This window comes from Bradyrhizobium sp. 170 (assembly GCF_023101085.1).
GTDB lineage: Bacteria > Pseudomonadota > Alphaproteobacteria > Rhizobiales > Xanthobacteraceae > Bradyrhizobium.
The window spans coordinates 8,885,226-8,899,505 of record NZ_CP064703.1 but is presented as its reverse complement, the minus strand read 5'-3'; the positions used below and the strand labels follow the sequence as shown (position 1 = coordinate 8,899,505).

The 14,280-nt window shown below is 63.7% G+C and carries 13 protein-coding genes; 6 read left to right on the top strand and 7 right to left on the bottom strand.

All coding sequences use genetic code 11. The features are described from left to right. Positions 1–155 precede the first annotated feature (155 nt). A complete protein-coding gene (locus IVB05_RS42005; RefSeq protein ID WP_247782042.1) occupies positions 156–1,397 on the bottom strand; it encodes an LLM class flavin-dependent oxidoreductase in 1,242 nt (413 codons plus the stop codon). A 169-nt stretch (positions 1,398–1,566) separates the two neighbouring features. On the opposite strand from IVB05_RS42005, the gene IVB05_RS42000 reads away from it, so the two are divergent. After that, positions 1,567–2,268, top strand: coding sequence for a VOC family protein (locus IVB05_RS42000; protein ID WP_247782041.1), 702 nt, complete (start codon positions 1,567–1,569; stop codon positions 2,266–2,268). Between the two features lie 9 nt (positions 2,269–2,277). Here IVB05_RS42000 and IVB05_RS41995 read toward each other — a convergent pair whose 3' ends face one another. Continuing rightward, positions 2,278–2,733 (bottom strand): Lrp/AsnC family transcriptional regulator, encoded by a 456-nt coding sequence (locus IVB05_RS41995; protein ID WP_247782040.1) that lies wholly within the window; start codon positions 2,731–2,733, stop codon positions 2,278–2,280. 296 nt (positions 2,734–3,029) lie between these two features. Between IVB05_RS41995 and IVB05_RS41990 the strand changes: the two genes are divergently transcribed. After that, positions 3,030–4,454 carry an outer membrane beta-barrel protein gene (locus IVB05_RS41990; RefSeq protein ID WP_256473119.1) on the top strand — a complete coding sequence of 475 codons (1,425 nt, stop codon included), beginning with the start codon at positions 3,030–3,032 and terminating at the stop codon, positions 4,452–4,454. A 45-nt stretch (positions 4,455–4,499) separates the two neighbouring features. Here IVB05_RS41990 and IVB05_RS41985 read toward each other — a convergent pair whose 3' ends face one another. Beyond that, entirely contained in the window at positions 4,500–5,477 is a 978-nt protein-coding gene (locus IVB05_RS41985) for a formylglycine-generating enzyme family protein (protein ID WP_247782038.1), read from the bottom strand. 203 nt (positions 5,478–5,680) lie between these two features. Here IVB05_RS41985 and IVB05_RS41980 point away from each other — a divergent pair, with 203 nt between their 5' ends. Both IVB05_RS41980 and IVB05_RS41975 read left to right on the top strand, forming a co-directional pair. Continuing rightward, entirely contained in the window at positions 5,681–7,087 is a 1,407-nt protein-coding gene (locus IVB05_RS41980; protein ID WP_247787379.1) for an MFS transporter, read from the top strand. Positions 7,088–7,213: 126 nt separating this feature from the next. Beyond that, positions 7,214–8,425: a PHB depolymerase family esterase gene (locus IVB05_RS41975; RefSeq protein WP_247782037.1), complete on the top strand. Its 1,212-nt coding sequence runs from the start codon at positions 7,214–7,216 to the stop codon at positions 8,423–8,425. Between the two features lie 28 nt (positions 8,426–8,453). Here the strand turns inward: IVB05_RS41975 and IVB05_RS41970 are convergent, their stop codons facing one another. Next, complete coding sequence (locus IVB05_RS41970; RefSeq protein WP_247782036.1) at positions 8,454–9,128, bottom strand: MBL fold metallo-hydrolase; 675 nt, start codon at positions 9,126–9,128, stop codon at positions 8,454–8,456. 341 nt (positions 9,129–9,469) lie between these two features. Between IVB05_RS41970 and IVB05_RS41965 the strand changes: the two genes are divergently transcribed. Beyond that, the gene (locus IVB05_RS41965; RefSeq protein ID WP_346771813.1) at positions 9,470–10,114 is read left to right on the top strand and encodes an RMD1 family protein; all 645 of its coding nucleotides are present in this window, start codon (positions 9,470–9,472) and stop codon (positions 10,112–10,114) included. 190 nt (positions 10,115–10,304) lie between these two features. On the opposite strand, the gene IVB05_RS41960 is transcribed toward IVB05_RS41965, so the two are convergent. Beyond that, positions 10,305–11,423: a vWA domain-containing protein gene (locus IVB05_RS41960; RefSeq protein WP_247782035.1), complete on the bottom strand. Its 1,119-nt coding sequence runs from the start codon at positions 11,421–11,423 to the stop codon at positions 10,305–10,307. Between the two features lie 166 nt (positions 11,424–11,589). On the opposite strand from IVB05_RS41960, the gene IVB05_RS41955 reads away from it, so the two are divergent. Next, positions 11,590–12,075, top strand: coding sequence for an MmcB family DNA repair protein (locus tag IVB05_RS41955; protein ID WP_247782034.1), 486 nt, complete (start codon positions 11,590–11,592; stop codon positions 12,073–12,075). Between the two features lie 114 nt (positions 12,076–12,189). Here the strand turns inward: IVB05_RS41955 and IVB05_RS41950 are convergent, their stop codons facing one another. Both IVB05_RS41950 and IVB05_RS41945 read right to left on the bottom strand, forming a co-directional pair. Further along, complete coding sequence (locus tag IVB05_RS41950; protein WP_057852373.1) at positions 12,190–12,744, bottom strand: ActR/PrrA/RegA family redox response regulator transcription factor; 555 nt, start codon at positions 12,742–12,744, stop codon at positions 12,190–12,192. Positions 12,745–12,849: 105 nt separating this feature from the next. After that, complete coding sequence (locus IVB05_RS41945) at positions 12,850–14,175, bottom strand: ActS/PrrB/RegB family redox-sensitive histidine kinase (protein ID WP_247782033.1); 1,326 nt, start codon at positions 14,173–14,175, stop codon at positions 12,850–12,852. Between the last annotated feature and the right edge of the window lie 105 nt (positions 14,176–14,280).

Below are 14,280 nucleotides of genomic sequence, written 5' to 3'. Positions count from 1 at the left end.
TTGCAAAGCAATTTTGCGCTGAAGCGACGAAGCAATCCATTCATCCGTTATGCCGCACGATGGATTGCTTCGCGGAGCCTGTCATCGGGCGCGCATTCGCGCGACCCGTTGGCTCGCAATGACGGGGAGAGATCTCCGCGCCCCTTGCAAAAGCATCACGCCTTGCGCTTGGCCGCTTCCTTCTGCAAATCCGGCGCGTTGATGGTCGGGATCGCCACGCGGCCCGGGCCGGTGTGCTGCAAAGCGGCAGCCGCCTTTTCGTTCTCCATGATTTTCGCCATCACGGCCTGACCCGCCCGCTCGAACACCGCGCGGTTCTCGATCAGGAATGTCTGCGACTCGCGCAATCCCTTGACGTAGCCGTTGATCTCCGGGATCACGTAGCGCGCGACCATGTCCCAGCTCCGGCGGGTATTTTCCGGGTTGGCCCAGTCGTGCACGAAGCCGATGATGGTGCCGACGCCGCCCGAGACCTGCATCAGGTTCTTGATGGTTTTGACCAGGTCATCCGGCGTGCCGATGGTGGACGCAGCGTTTTCGCCGCCGGCGGTTTTCTCAATCGCGTCCTCCGGCGAGGTGAACGGCTCCAGGCCCGGCCGCTGCAGCGTGCGGACATTATATTCGTTGTGCCAGCGCATCAGACCGGGGCCGGCCTCGCGCTGCGCCTGTTCGCGGGTCTCGGCGATGTGCCAGCTTAGCAGCACGCGCCAGTCGGAACGGCTCACGGTGGTGCCGGCCTTCCTGGCGGCGTCCTCGGCAAACCCCCATTGCGTCGGCAGCGCCATCAGGCCCTGCGTCGACATCGAGCCGAGCGAGATGATGCCGATGCCGTATTTGCCGGCGAGCGTCATGCCCGAGGGCGAGATCTGCGACGCCACCACGCAGGGCATCTCTTCCTGCAGCGGCAGCAATTGCAGCGCGGCGTCGTTCATCGTGAACCAGTCGCTCTTGGCGGTGACGCGTTCGCCTTTGAACAGCCGGCGGATGATCGCGAGCGCTTCGTCCTGTCGGTCGCGCTGCGTCATCGGGTCGATGCCGAGCGTATGCGCGTCGGAGGCAAGCGCCCCTGGACCGGAGCCGAAGATCGCGCGGCCGCCGGTCATCCAGTCGAGCTGCACCATGCGCTGCGCGACGTTATAGGGATGGTGATAGGGCAGCGAGATCACGCCGGTGCCGAGCTTGATCCGCTTGGTGCGTTCGCCGGCAGCCGCCAAAAACATTTCCGGCGAGGCGATCATCTCCCAGCCCGAGGAATGGTGCTCGCCGCACCAGAATTCGTCGAAGCCGAGCGTGTCGATCTGCTCGACGAAATCGAGGTCGCGGCGGAATTGCAGCAGCGGATGTTCGCCGATCGGATGATGCGGGGCGAGAAAGGCTCCGAACTTCAGGCGTGCCATGGGGTTTTCTCTCCGGACTTATTGTTTTTGGAATTGCTCAGCGCCAAACCTACGGGGTGGGGAAGGGCAAGGCAATCCTCGAACCCCGCCGCCAGCGCATGGTTGTCGCGCGGAGTTGGCTGTCTTACCGTCGGCCGGAATTAGTCGATCTCGCTGTCCGAAGGCCGCAATGAACCTCGCCAAACCCCGCATCGACATCGGCTTTGCCACCAACAACGCGTCGGCGGCGCTGGCGTTCTGGCAGAACCAGATCGGCCTGCCGTTCGACTACACGCAGCCGATCCGCCGCGGCTACAAGCAGCACCGCCACGATCTCCGCGGCTCGATCCTGAAGATCAACGAGGTCTACGAGCCGCTGCCCGATAATCCGCCGTCCGGCTATCGCGAGCTGTTGATTGCGCGCGATGATGTTGCTGTGCCGAAGCCGATGATCGATCCGGAAGGCAATCGTGTCGTGCTGGTGCCGAAGGGGATGTTCGGAATCGAACGCATCGGCATCCGTCTTGGCGTTCGCGACGTCGAGGCGCATTGCCGCTTCTACAGCGAGGCGCTTGGATTGCCGCAGGGCGAGCCGGCCGATGGCGCGATGAGCTTCCTTGCAGGCGACACGGTACTGATCGTCGAGCCGGCCGCGGACGCGCCTGACGATGCCGCGTTCGACGGCAAGGGCTGGCGCTACATCACGTTCCAGGTGTTCGAGGTCGACCGCGAGCACGCTTACGTGCTGGCACATGGCGGTCGCGAGGCGCGCGCGCCGGTCACGCTCGGGACCACGGCCAGAATCTCGATGGTGCGTGATCCCGACGGCAACTGGATCGAGCTGTCGCAGCGAGCCTCGCTGACGGGATCGTTGAAGCCGTCGACCGTGTGAGGCCCTCGGCTAAAGGCTGACGCTCCAGATCTCTTTCGTCGACGACAGCGTGATCAGTGTCTCCGTTCGCTCCACGCCGTCCACCGCCTTGACCGTCTCGCTGAGGAATCGTTCGAGGTCGCGCGTGGTGCCGACGCGAACCTTGAGGAGATAATTCCAGGCGCCGGTGATGTGGTGGCACTCCAGCACGTCGGGTGAAGCCTTCACCCTTTCCAGGAAACCCGCCTCGATCTTCGGGTTGCTCCAGCTCACCATGATGAAGGCGAGCAGATCGAGTCCCACGGCTTCCGGCGCGATGCGGGCGTGGAAGCCCGAAATGATGCCGGATCGAATCAGCCGTTTGATGCGGTCGTTGATGGTGGAAACGGCGACGCCGATTTTCTCGCTGAGAACAGCCAGCGGCTGGCGGTCGTCCTCCTGCAGCAGCATCAGGAGTTGGCGGTCAGTATCGTCCAGTTTCGCCATCGCGACCTCTTTAAAAATTTCGCAAGTCTTCCGGAATTTGATCGGCCAGCGCGCCTCTGCAAAGGCCCTTTGGGGCTTTCGTAGCCGAATTACCGATTATTTTGCGGACAGTATCGCAAAAGCCACAAGATCAACGGAAAATCTGGTAAATACCGTAATTTATACGATAGGGAACTTTTGACCAGCTATGATCCCGATTAGGGTGCACCCCAGCGCCCACGTTGCGCCGTCGTCCTTGGGTCATTGGACTTGGGTCATTGGAATTGTAATGAAAAAAAATAGCTTTTGCCGTTTCGGTGCTTGCCGCGAGTGCGGCCGGCGCTTCCGCCGCTGATATGCCCTTGAAAGCAAGCCCGATTGTTGCCGCAGGTCTCGACTGGAGCGGCGTTTATATCGGCGCCCACGCCGGTTACGGCGGTGGCATGAAGGACTGGGAGTCGAACGGGCCGGCGGACTTCGTTGCGCGCGGTCCGCTGGTCGGCGGCCAGGTCGGCATCAACAAGCAACTCGGCAGCGTCGTGTTCGGTCTGGAGCTCGACGGCTCCTGGGCCGACATCAAGGGAACCGGTGTCTCGACCATGGGCGGAGCCGCCTTCGGCACCGTCGAGACCCGCGCGACGTCGAAGATCGATAGTCTCGTGACATTCGCAGGGCGCGCCGGCATCGCGGCCGATCGCTGGTTTGTCTTTGCCAAGGGCGGCATCACGGCGGCGCACGAGAAGCACGATTACCTTGTCAATGTGAACGCGGTTCTCGGCGGCGTGCCCCTCATCCAAAGCGCCAGTCTAAGCGGTTCGGAAACCCGCTACGCACCGATGCTGGGCTTCGGCGCCGAATATGCGCTTGTTGGTCCGTGGTCGATCCTCGCCGAATACAACTACCATCATTTCGGCGCCGGCACCTCGCGGCTGACGGGGCAGGTCACCACAAACGGCGTCACCACGCCGTTTGCCGCCAACAATCGCATCGAGCAGTCCATCCATGTCGCCAGGCTCGGCGTCAATTATCGCTTCGGCGGTATTGCTCCCGATCCGTCCTTTGCCCCTGTGCCGGCGGCGCCGGGCACCAACTGGACCGGCGCCTATATCGGCGCGCAGGGCGGCTATGGCTGGGGCCAGACGCAATGGCCGGATGTTTTCGGCATCGCGCCGGGCACCAGCCTGCCGCGCTTTGACAATTCGAGCTGGCTCGCGGGCGGCACCATCGGCGTCAATGCGCAAGTAGGCCGCTTTGTCTTCGGTGTCGAAGGCGAAATCCTCGCCACCGATATCAAGGGCAACGCTGGCGGCTCCACTGTCGGCGGCTTCCTGGACACGACGTACACCAGCAAGATCGACTGGCTCGCGCTCGCCAGCGCGCGCGCCGGCTTTGTCGTCGGCGACAAATTGATGCTTTACGGCAAGGGCGGCCTCGCAATCGCCGAGGAGCAACACACCGCCGTGGCGACGCAGAGCCTCCTCGCCGTATCGATCAATTACGCCGGCAAGGCCGTTCACACCGGCGCGGTCATCGGCGCCGGTGGCGAATATGCCTTCGCGCCGAACTGGTCGGTCAAGGCCGAATACGATTACATCAAGATGTTCGCGCAACAGGTCCAGTTGCAGGGCACTGCGGTGGGCGGGCCCTTCGGCGCTGGTGTCCAGATCAGCGCAACGGCCACCAAGGTCACCCAGGACCTGCACCTCGTGAAGTTCGGCGTGAACTATCACTTCAACCCGTAGGCGGTCGTCGCCCGACTGTGAGAAACGCTGAACGTGCAGCCGGCCTCACGGCTGCACGTTCAGCGTCCGTACCACGCGAAAGCTGTGGCCGCCGCCGATGATCGCATTCTCGCGATAGCCCGCGCGCACCATGTTGGCTGACCAGTCCCAGGTGCCGCCGCGCAGCATGCGCTTCTGGCAATCGCCTTCCAGCCATGGCGAGCCGTCGACAGGCGTGTCTTCATTGTAGCGCTTGTTGAAGCAATCTTCCGTCCATTCGAACACGTTGCCATGAACTTGATACAGGCCGAACGGATTGGGCGCGTAGGAATCCACCACCGCAGGGCCCTTGCTGTCCAGGCCGCGCGGCCCATTGCCATACGGAATTGACGCCTTGTAGCTGGCGTTCTGCCCGCTGATCGTATTGCCGAACCAGAACGGCGTAATGGTGCCGGCGCGGGTGAAATATTCGCGCTCGGATTCGCTGGGCAGCCGATAGGTGCGGCCGACCTTCTTCGACAGCCAGGCCAGATATAGTTTCGCGGCCTCGAAATTGATGCCCTGCGCCGGCATGCGGCCGCGGCCGAATCCCTTGTCATCGCCCTTGATGCCGCCACAGCCGCCGTCGGCGAGACAGGCGTCCCATTCGTCGAACGAAATGGCGAAGCGGCCGACCGCGAACGGTTTTGCGAAACTGACGCGATGGATCGGGTCTTCGCCCTTGAAGCGGTCGGGTTCGTTGGCCGGCGTGCCCATCATGAACGCGCCTTTCGGCACCACCACCATTTCGGGGCAGACGTCGCACTCCCTGAAGCTGTCCTTGGCTATTAGCGCCTGTTCGAGCTCCGGCGTCAGCGGCTGCACTTTCATTTCGGGAAAGAACTGCCGTGGAGGCCGCGCGGGCGGGGCCTGTTCCTCCACCGCCACTGGCGCGGGGTCCGATGGCAATGGCAACCGCTTCGGTGTGGCCGATGCGCCATCGGCGAGGGAGACGACAAGCGTTCCGGCGAGAACGGCGGGCAGCAACTTCGAAATGGCAGACATGAAGCATCCTTGGGCGGCAGCGATGCCCGTTGGTCGCACCCCGATCAACTCGCGTTCATGCTGCAATTTGAAGCGCTTGACCGCGGCCCTTCCCCGCAAAAGGAGCGCGCGCAGCGAAGGATCGCTTACCTCCGGGGTAATCGCGGACATGATCGGAGCCTGAGATCATCCGGCGCATCGATTTCCGGACAAGGCCCGTGCCCATGCATCAGATCGTTTCAGCCCCCCTCGATACATCGCGCCGCTGGTGGGTGCTTGCGACGGTCGTTGCAGCGCAGTTCATGTTCGGGGTCGACGCCTTCATCGTCAACGTCGCGATCCCGACGATCGCGGCCGAACTGCACGCGAGCGCGGCGCAGATCGAGGCTGTGATCGCGATCTATCTGATCGCCTATGCCACGCTGGTCGTCACCGGCGGCCGGCTCGGCGATATCTACGGCGCGCGCAATGTCTTCATATCGGGCGTCGCGGGCTTCACCGTCACCTCGCTGTGGTGCGCCCTGGCGCAATCCGGCCCTGAACTGATCGCAGCGCGGCTGGCGCAGGGCGCGACCGCGGCGCTGATGGTGCCGCAGGTGCTTGCCACCCTTCATTTGCTGTTTGCGGATGCCTCGCGAGCCCGCGCCTTCGGCATTTACGGCATCGTGCTCGGCCTCGCCGGCGCGGCAGGCTTCCTGCTCGGCGGCATCCTGGTCACGCTTGATCTGGCGGGGCTCGGCTGGCGTGCGGTGTTCTTCGTCAATGTGCCCTTCGGAGCTGTCATCATCGCCGCGGCCTGGAAAATCATGCCGAGCTTTCAGCGCCGGGCCGGCACGCGGCTGGATATTCCGGGTGCGATCGTGCTGTTTTTCGGCCTGCTGTGCCTGATCGGCCCGTTGCTGTTCGGCCACGACCTGCACTGGTCGCCCCTGACGTGGCTGGTGATGGCCGCAGGCGTCGGCATTGTCGCCGCGTTCCTGGGGCTGGAGCGCACGGTTGCCCGCCGCGGCGGCATGCCGCTGATCGATCTCGCGCTGCTATCGGATGCGGCGTTCATGCGCGGGCTTGCGGCGGTGTTCTTTTTCTTCTTCGCCAATCTGTCGTTCTATCTGGTCATGACGATGTACATGCAGAAGGGGCTGCAGATTCCGCCGCTGCAGGCCGGGCTCGTCTTCCTGCCGCTGGCGCTGACCTTCGTGATCGCTTCGCGCCATAGTGGCGCACGCGCCAAACGTCGCGGCATGCGGGTGCTGGTCGAGGGCTGCGCAGTGCAGATTGCCGGCCTTGCGGCGTTGGTGATGGCGATCGAATGGATCGATACGCCGTCCGCGATGGCTCTTGCCCTGGTGCTGACGATCTTCGGCTACGGCCAGGGGCTCGTCATGGCGCCGTTGTCGAGCGGCGTGCTCTCTACTGTGAGGCCCGTCAGCGCCGGCGCAGCCTCCGGCATCTACGGCACGACGGCGCAGATTGCGAACGCCGCGGGCGTTGCGGCGATCGGCGCGGTGTTCTTTGCGGTGGAATCGAATCAACTGAGCCGGCTGGCGCTGCTTGCCGCGTGCACGCTGTTTGCGTTGTCGATTATCGCCTGCGCCGCATTCCTGACATGGATGCGTCGGGTCACGGGATGACAAATTAACGTCATCTGCAAAAATTTGATTGTGGGGAATGACAGTGCACGGCCTTTTTATTTTGCAGTGCAACAACTATCTGTTCTGGGTAACGTTGATCCAAGAACAATCGCCCCAGGAGCCATCTTGTCGCTTGCGAAGAACGTCGAATTCTTGCGCCATTTCCCGAAGCTGAACGGGTTCAATGGCTTGGGAATCTATGGCCGAACCGCTTCGGCGGCGGGGCAGAGTCCGCTCGTCGAAATCTCAGGATTCGGCACCAATCCCGGCGCGCTAAAGATGTTCGCCTATGTGCCGGAGCAGTTGCCGCGCGCGTCCGCGCTCGTCGTCGTCCTGCACGGCTGCGGCCAGACCGCAGCGGGCTATGACTTTGGCGCCGGCTGGTCGACGCTCGCCAAGCGCTATGGCTTTGCGTTGCTGATGCCCGAACAGCAGGGCTCCAATAACGCCAACACCTGTTTCAACTGGTTCAATCCGGGCGACATCGCGTGCGGCCGCGGCGAGGCCGCGTCGATCCGGCAGATGGTCGCGCGGATGGTCACCGATCACAAAATCGATTCCCACCGCATCTATGTGACCGGCCTTTCCGCCGGCGGCGCGATGACGTCGGTGATGCTGGCTGTCTATCCGGAAGTGTTCGCGGGCGGCGCCGTCATCGCCGGGCTCCCCTACGGCATCGCCGGCAATGTTCGGGAAGCGCTCGGCGGCATGATGCAGTCGACGTCGCGCCCCGCCGGCAAATTGGGCGATCTCGTCCGCAAGGCCTCCAAGCACAAGGGCCCGTGGCCGAAAGTGTCGGTGTGGCACGGCAGCGCCGATCGCACGGTGAACCCCGGCAACGCCAACGAAATCGTCAAGCAATGGCTCGACGTTCACGGCCTGCCGTCAGCGCCGATGTCGACCGGCGACGTCGACGGCCATCCGCGCGAGGTCTGGTGGAACGCCGACGGGCAGACCGTCGTCGAGTCCTACACCATCACCGACATGGCCCATGGCACGCCGCTCGGCCTTGCCGGCAATGACGAGCCCTATGGTGCGGAAGGTGCGTTCCTGATCGAGGCAGGAATTTCCTCATCCTATCACATCGCTGATTTCTTCGGCCTCACCGATCGCGTCAGCCCGGCCAGCGATGCGGCCAAGCCGGCGCCGGCATCGAAGGTCATTCCATCCGCTGCCACGGAATCCATGCAGTCGTCCGACGTTGCCGCCACGCTGTGGTCGAGGTCCCACAAGCCGGTTCGTCAACCCAAGCCAGCGCCGCGCGGACCGAAGCGCCGTGGCATCGATGTCGGCGCCGCCATCACCCGCGCGCTGACGGCTGTGGGACTGATGAAATAGCCGCGCCGGGCCTTCAGCCCCTGCGGAATTAAATTCCGATCTCGCCGGTGATGAACGGATTGGTCAGGCGCTCCTGACCGATGCTGGAGCCCGCGCCATGGCCGCAGATGAAGCCGACATCGTCGCCGAGCGGCAGCAGTTTTTCCTTGATCGAACTGATCAGCGTGGCGTGGTTGCCGCCGGGCAGGTCGGTGCGTCCGACCGAGCCGTTGAACAGCACGTCGCCGACATGGGCGAAGCGCAATTCCTTGTTGAAGAACACCACGCTGCCCGGTGAATGGCCGGGGCAGTGCAGGATGTCGAAGGTCAATTCGCCGATCGAGACAGAATCGCCTTCGTCGAGCCAGCGGTCGGGCCCGAAATTGCGCACGCCAGTCATGCCGAAGCGCTCGCCGCTGCTCACGACATTGTCGAGCAGGTATTTGTCGGCGATATGCGGGCCCTCGATCTTCACCTGCAGCGCGTCGCGCAAATCAGCGGCACCGCCGACATGGTCGATATGGCCGTGGGTGAGCCAGATCTTCTCGACCATCACACCGGTCTGCTTGATCGCCTCCATGATCTTGGGAACGTCCCCGCCGGGGTCGATCACCACGGCCTTCTTGGAAGGCTCGTGCCAGATGATGGTGCAGTTCTGCTCGAACAGCGTCACCGGCACGATCATCGCGCCGGCCTTGGCCTGGGTCTCGGTTTTGTCATCCATGGCGGGGCACCATATTCTACCTTGAAAAGGGGTCAACACGGACGGGAACCGGCATGGGGTCCGTTTCAGTCCGTGGTAGGATTTGCACGGAAGGAATATCTAGTGGCGAAAGACGGAAATCGCATCGGCGCGGACCGCGATTTCGGCCGGGATGCGCAGGTCATGAACGTCATGAACCAAGTCTCCAAATCGCCGCTCGGCGGGACCCGAACGACGGCGCGGGCGTTTTTTGTAGCGATCGCCTCAATACGTCGGGCCTCGAGCGCGGCGACGTGCTGGCGACGACACCGCTGGCGTTTCGCGTCAATGAAAACGGCGTCGCGGTTCTCTTTCGCTATGGCGTGGTGGTCCTGATCGGGCTGAATGCGCTGGAAGAGGAGGAATTCCTCCGCGGCCTGGACCACCGCATGACGGGGAAGTTTGCGCGGCGCGACGAGGAAATCGCAATCATCGAGCTGGCCCCGGAAAAGGAGGACCAGATTGCACCCGGCGGCCCGATCTGCCTGCAAAGCCTGTCGCCTGACCGGCTGATCCTGATTTGCGAGGCACTGGCGAAGAGCGTCGTCCTGGCCCGGCATGAACGCGAGGTTGCCAGCGTCTTTGATACGACCGAACCGGTCGCGCGGGAACTGGCGCAGAGCGGGCGTATGCGCGGCAGCCGTCGCTCGATCCTGAAAAACATCGGCGGCGCGCTGCTGGTGCGGCACCGTGTGTCGGGGCCGGTCGAAGTGGAAGAAAAGCCCGACGTGCTCTGGGACAAGCCGCATCTGGAACGACTGTATGCCCGGCTGGAGGACGAGTATGAGCTCAAGGAGCGTGCGGAATCGCTGAACGGCAAGCTCGCCGTGATCGCCGAGAGCGCGCAGGTGCTGACCGATATCATCGACACCCGGCGCTCGCTGCGGCTCGAAGTGATTATCGTGCTCCTGATCCTGTTCGAGGTGATTATTACGATCTATCAGCTCGCCATGGGCCGGCACGCCTGAGCGGATCGGGCGTTCCGGCAACAAACTCTCGTCGTCCCGGCCGAGCGAAGCGCGAGCCGGGACCCATAACCCCGGGCGTGTGTTAGGCGAAGGCTGTAGCTTCAGCCTGGCGTAACAACAAGCACCGGTGGTTATGGGTCCCCGCGTTCGCGGGGACGACTCGTTGAGGGAGTTCGTTACGTCAACAAACTCACCGCTTGATCTGCGCCTTCAGCGTATCCTCGACCACACGGTCGAACGATGACGCTTTCGGCGGCGCCTTGCTGCGCTGGTCGGCGACGTATTTGTCGCGCTTGGCCACCAGCGCCGACAGCTTTTCGTTGAGCGCCTTGCGCTGGCCCATCTGCTTGTTGACCTCGTCCATCCGCTGCTCAGGCTTCAACGCGCGCAGATTGTCGGGCAGCTCTTCCTCCTTGATGGTGGAAAATCTGCTGCGGCCAGCGGTTACGTCGGCGACGAGGTCACCATCGCCGGTGACGGCCTCCGAAGTCACTTTCGAGCGCTTGTTGAGGTAGCTCGCCATCTCCGAGGCCTGCGCCGGCGCGGCGGCGGCGACCTCGGACAATTGCTTGGTCTTGCCCTCGGTGCGCTTCTGCAGGTGTTTCGGTCCGTAAGGGATCACGGTGCCGTTGATCTCCCGCTGCAGGATGATGATCTCCTCGTCGTAAGGCGTTTCGATGATGACGACCTGGCCGCCGTCCTGCGGGATCGGGATGAAGCGGCCGTTGCCGTTCTGGGCGATGTCGCGCCACACCCGCTCGGTATCGCGGGCATCGCCGGCCAGCACCGCGTTGACGATGATGTCCCTCTGCCGCGCCACCGAAAGCGTGCGCGGATACTTGGTGTCCTGCGCGTAATCCATGTGCGGCGGCGCGTCGCCGACCAGGAACACGATCCGCCTGGTGTCGCCGCCGGAGGTCCATTGCAGCTTGTTGACGGCCACATCGAGCGCCTCGTTGACGCTCTCCGGCCAGTCGCCGCCGCCGCGGGCCTTCAGTTCGAGAAGGTTGGCATAGAGATCCTGGATGTCGGTGGTGAGTTCGACCTTTTTCGTGACGTAGTCGTCGCCGATGTCGCGATAGGCGACGAGGCCCATGCGGATGTCGGCGTCGGGGTTGGAATCGACGATCGCGGTCGCGATCGACCAGATCTTGCGCTTGGCGCCTTCGAGCAGGCCGCCCATCGAGCCGGTGGTGTCGAGCACAAAGGCGACTTCGACGGCGGGTTTTGCAAGGGCTGGCGACGGGCCGGCGGACAGCGATAGGGCCGTGAAGGCGAGGGCAAAAGCTGATGTAGCGATGCGCGGCATCGTTGAATCTCCTCCAGTGTTTTGTCCCTCAAAGCCAAGGTTCCCCGGCTTCACGGTGCGCTGAGGTCCAAAAGGGGCGGGCTACGGACAAATTTGTGGCCGGCTTTGCGCCGGACTTGGCATCGCTGCTGGGTGGTCGTCGTGAAATCGGATAGGGTTCACGACCATGGAATCATCAGCGCGCCAGATCAGCCTCGTGCCGCCGCTAGACCGCCGCCAGTCGGAGACGGCGCTCGCAATCGCACGCGGCACCGCGCGGCTGTTGCGATCGCTGGGGTTCTCCTGCATCAGCGAATTGCCGCTGCCGTCCGGGCGTCGCGCCGATCTGGTGGCGCTGAACGACAAGGGCGAAATCTGGATCGTCGAGATCAAGTCATCGGTGGAAGACCTGCGCGCCGATCAGAAATGGCAGGACTACCGGATGCATTGCGACCGACTGTTCTTCGCCTTCACGCAGGACCTGCCTTGCGAGATCTTTCCGCAAGATACCGGCCTGATCATCGCCGATGCCTACGGCGCGCACCTGCATTGCGAGGCCCCGGAGCATCGCCTGCCGGCGGCCACGCGCAAATCGATGACCGTGCGTTTTGCGATGGCGGCAGCGCAGCGGATCAACCGCCTGGTCGATCCGCAGGGGCACGCGGAGTTTTGAGAGACGGTGCCGTAGGGTGGGCAAAGCGAAGCGTGCCCACCATTCAAGACAACGGTCGCGGACAGGTGGTGGGCACGCTGCGCTTTGCCCACCCTACGAAACTACGACGGGATGCTATCGCGGCGCGCGCTTGGCGAGAATCCGCTGCAAGGTACGGCGGTGCATGTTGAGCCGCCGCGCCGTCTCCGAGACGTTGCGATTGCACATCTCGTAGATGCGCTGGATGTGTTCCCAGCGCACGCGATCCGCCGACATCGGATTTGACGGCAGCTCGGATTTCTCGGTGCCGCTGGCGAGCAACGCTGCGACGACGTCGTCGGCGTCGGCGGGCTTCGAGAGATAATCCACCGCGCCCATCTTCACCGCCGTGACGGCGGTTGCGATGTTGCCGTAGCCGGTCAGCACGATGGTGCGCGCGTCGGGGCGCTTGCGCTTCAGCGCCGACACCACATCGAGCCCGTTGCCGTCGCCGAGCCGCAGGTCCACCACCGCGAAGGCCGGCGCGGCCTTGTTGATCTGCGCCAGCCCGTCGGACACGGTGTCGCAGGATGTCACCGCGAAGCCGCGGGTTTCCATCGCGCGCGACAGGCGCTCGAGAAACGGCTTGTCGTCCTCGACGATCAGCAGCGAGCGGTCGGCGAGATCGTTCAGTTCGGCGATGGCGTTCAAAGTCGGGTTCCCCCGGGGTTGCGGATGCAGGGCATCATATAGAGCATATGGCGCGGCAGTTTTGCACTGCCAAGGCCCCACAAAAATCGATCGGCTCGCTTTCGCCTAATCCGCTGGGCCTACAGGACTTTCCTCGGCCTCGAAACGGGCGCGCGGCCAGGCGATCTGCACCACGGCGCCGTGATCGGGAAAGGTCCGGTTGGAGAACGAAACCTTGGCGCCGGTCCGTTCCAGCAGTGTGCGGGCGATGAACACGCCAAGGCCGAGGCCGGCGCGTTCGCCGTGGGCCTCATCGGCGCTGCGGCGCCTTGATAAATAGGGTTCCCCGATCCGTTTCAGCATATCGGGCGCGATGCCGGGGCCGTCGTCGGAAATGACGATTTCGACCGTATCGGCGTTCCACCAGGCGTTCACCTCCACGGTCGTCCGGGCGAAATCGACGGCATTTTCAAGGATGTTGCCGACGCCGTAGAGGATGGCCGGGTTCCGGGCGACGACCGGCTCGCGCGTGGCTGCGACAGCTAGCCGCACCTTGATCGCCACGTCGAAATCGCGATGCGGCGCCACCGCTTCCTCGATCAGCGTCGACAGCGGCATGAGGTCGAACGGCGCGCCGGAGGAGGAAAGCTGGGTGATCTTGGCCAGGATGTCCCGGCAGCGCTGTGCCTGCTCGCGCAGGGTTTTGAGATCCGACGCCAACGAGTCGTTGCCGTCGACCGTCTTTTCCAGCTCCCGCGAAATCAGGAAGATGGTCGAGAGCGGCGTGCCGAGTTCGTGCGCGGCGGCAGCCGCAAGGCCGTCGAGCTGGGTCAGATGCTGCTCGCGCGTCAGCACCAGCTCGGTCGCGGCCAGCGCATCGGAAAGCTTCCGCGCCTCCTCGGTCGCCTGGAACGCATAGAGGCTGGTGACGCCGATCGCGAGCACGATCGAGAGCCAGACCCCGAACAGATAGATCGGCGGCAGCACCAGCGGATCTTCGCTGTCCCACGGGAGTGGCAGGTGGAAGAACACCAGCGCCGAAGCGCAGGCGACCGCGAGCAGGCCGAGCCCGACCGTCATCCGGATCGGCAGCACCGTCGCCGAGATCAGGACCGGGCCGAGGAACAGAAACGAAAACGGATTCTGCAACCCTCCGGTCAGGAACAGCAACGCGGCCAATTCGACGATGTTGAGTGCGAGCAGCGCCGCCGCATAGCCAGGTTCCAGCCGCTGCATCGGATTGAAGGCAACCTGCAGCGCGAGATTGAGCAGCGCCGAGACGCCGACGATGGCGACGCAGGCAATGACGGGAAAGGCGAATTCCAGCCCATGCGCCACGATGAAGATCGCGGTGAGCTGGCCGAGTGCTGCCAGCCAGCGCAGCCGCAGGATCGTATCGAGACGGACATAGCGGTGCGGAAGGCGGAAATCGGAGGCGGCGACGTCGGACATTTCGGGAGTTTAGCCGCGCGGGCGTGCGATCACAAATTCGCGCGGTCAGGTTCGCTTTCTCCGTCATGGCCGGGCATAGCCGTCCGGAGCACAAGCCCGGGCATG

Excerpts from the sequence above, each read along its gene's own strand:
- IVB05_RS42005 (WP_247782042.1), bottom strand. The coding sequence starts at position 1,397 with ATGGCACGCCTGAAGTTCGGAGCCTTTCTCGCCCCGCATCATCCGATC.
- IVB05_RS42000 (WP_247782041.1), top strand. The coding sequence starts at position 1,567 with ATGAACCTCGCCAAACCCCGCATCGACATCGGCTTTGCCACCAACAAC.
- IVB05_RS41995 (WP_247782040.1), bottom strand. The coding sequence starts at position 2,733 with ATGGCGAAACTGGACGATACTGACCGCCAACTCCTGATGCTGCTGCAG.
- IVB05_RS41985 (WP_247782038.1), bottom strand. The coding sequence starts at position 5,477 with ATGTCTGCCATTTCGAAGTTGCTGCCCGCCGTTCTCGCCGGAACGCTT.
- IVB05_RS41980 (WP_247787379.1), top strand. The coding sequence starts at position 5,681 with ATGCATCAGATCGTTTCAGCCCCCCTCGATACATCGCGCCGCTGGTGG.
- IVB05_RS41970 (WP_247782036.1), bottom strand. The coding sequence starts at position 9,128 with ATGGATGACAAAACCGAGACCCAGGCCAAGGCCGGCGCGATGATCGTG.
- IVB05_RS41960 (WP_247782035.1), bottom strand. The coding sequence starts at position 11,423 with ATGCCGCGCATCGCTACATCAGCTTTTGCCCTCGCCTTCACGGCCCTA.
- IVB05_RS41955 (WP_247782034.1), top strand. The coding sequence starts at position 11,590 with ATGGAATCATCAGCGCGCCAGATCAGCCTCGTGCCGCCGCTAGACCGC.
- IVB05_RS41945 (WP_247782033.1), bottom strand. The coding sequence starts at position 14,175 with ATGTCCGACGTCGCCGCCTCCGATTTCCGCCTTCCGCACCGCTATGTC.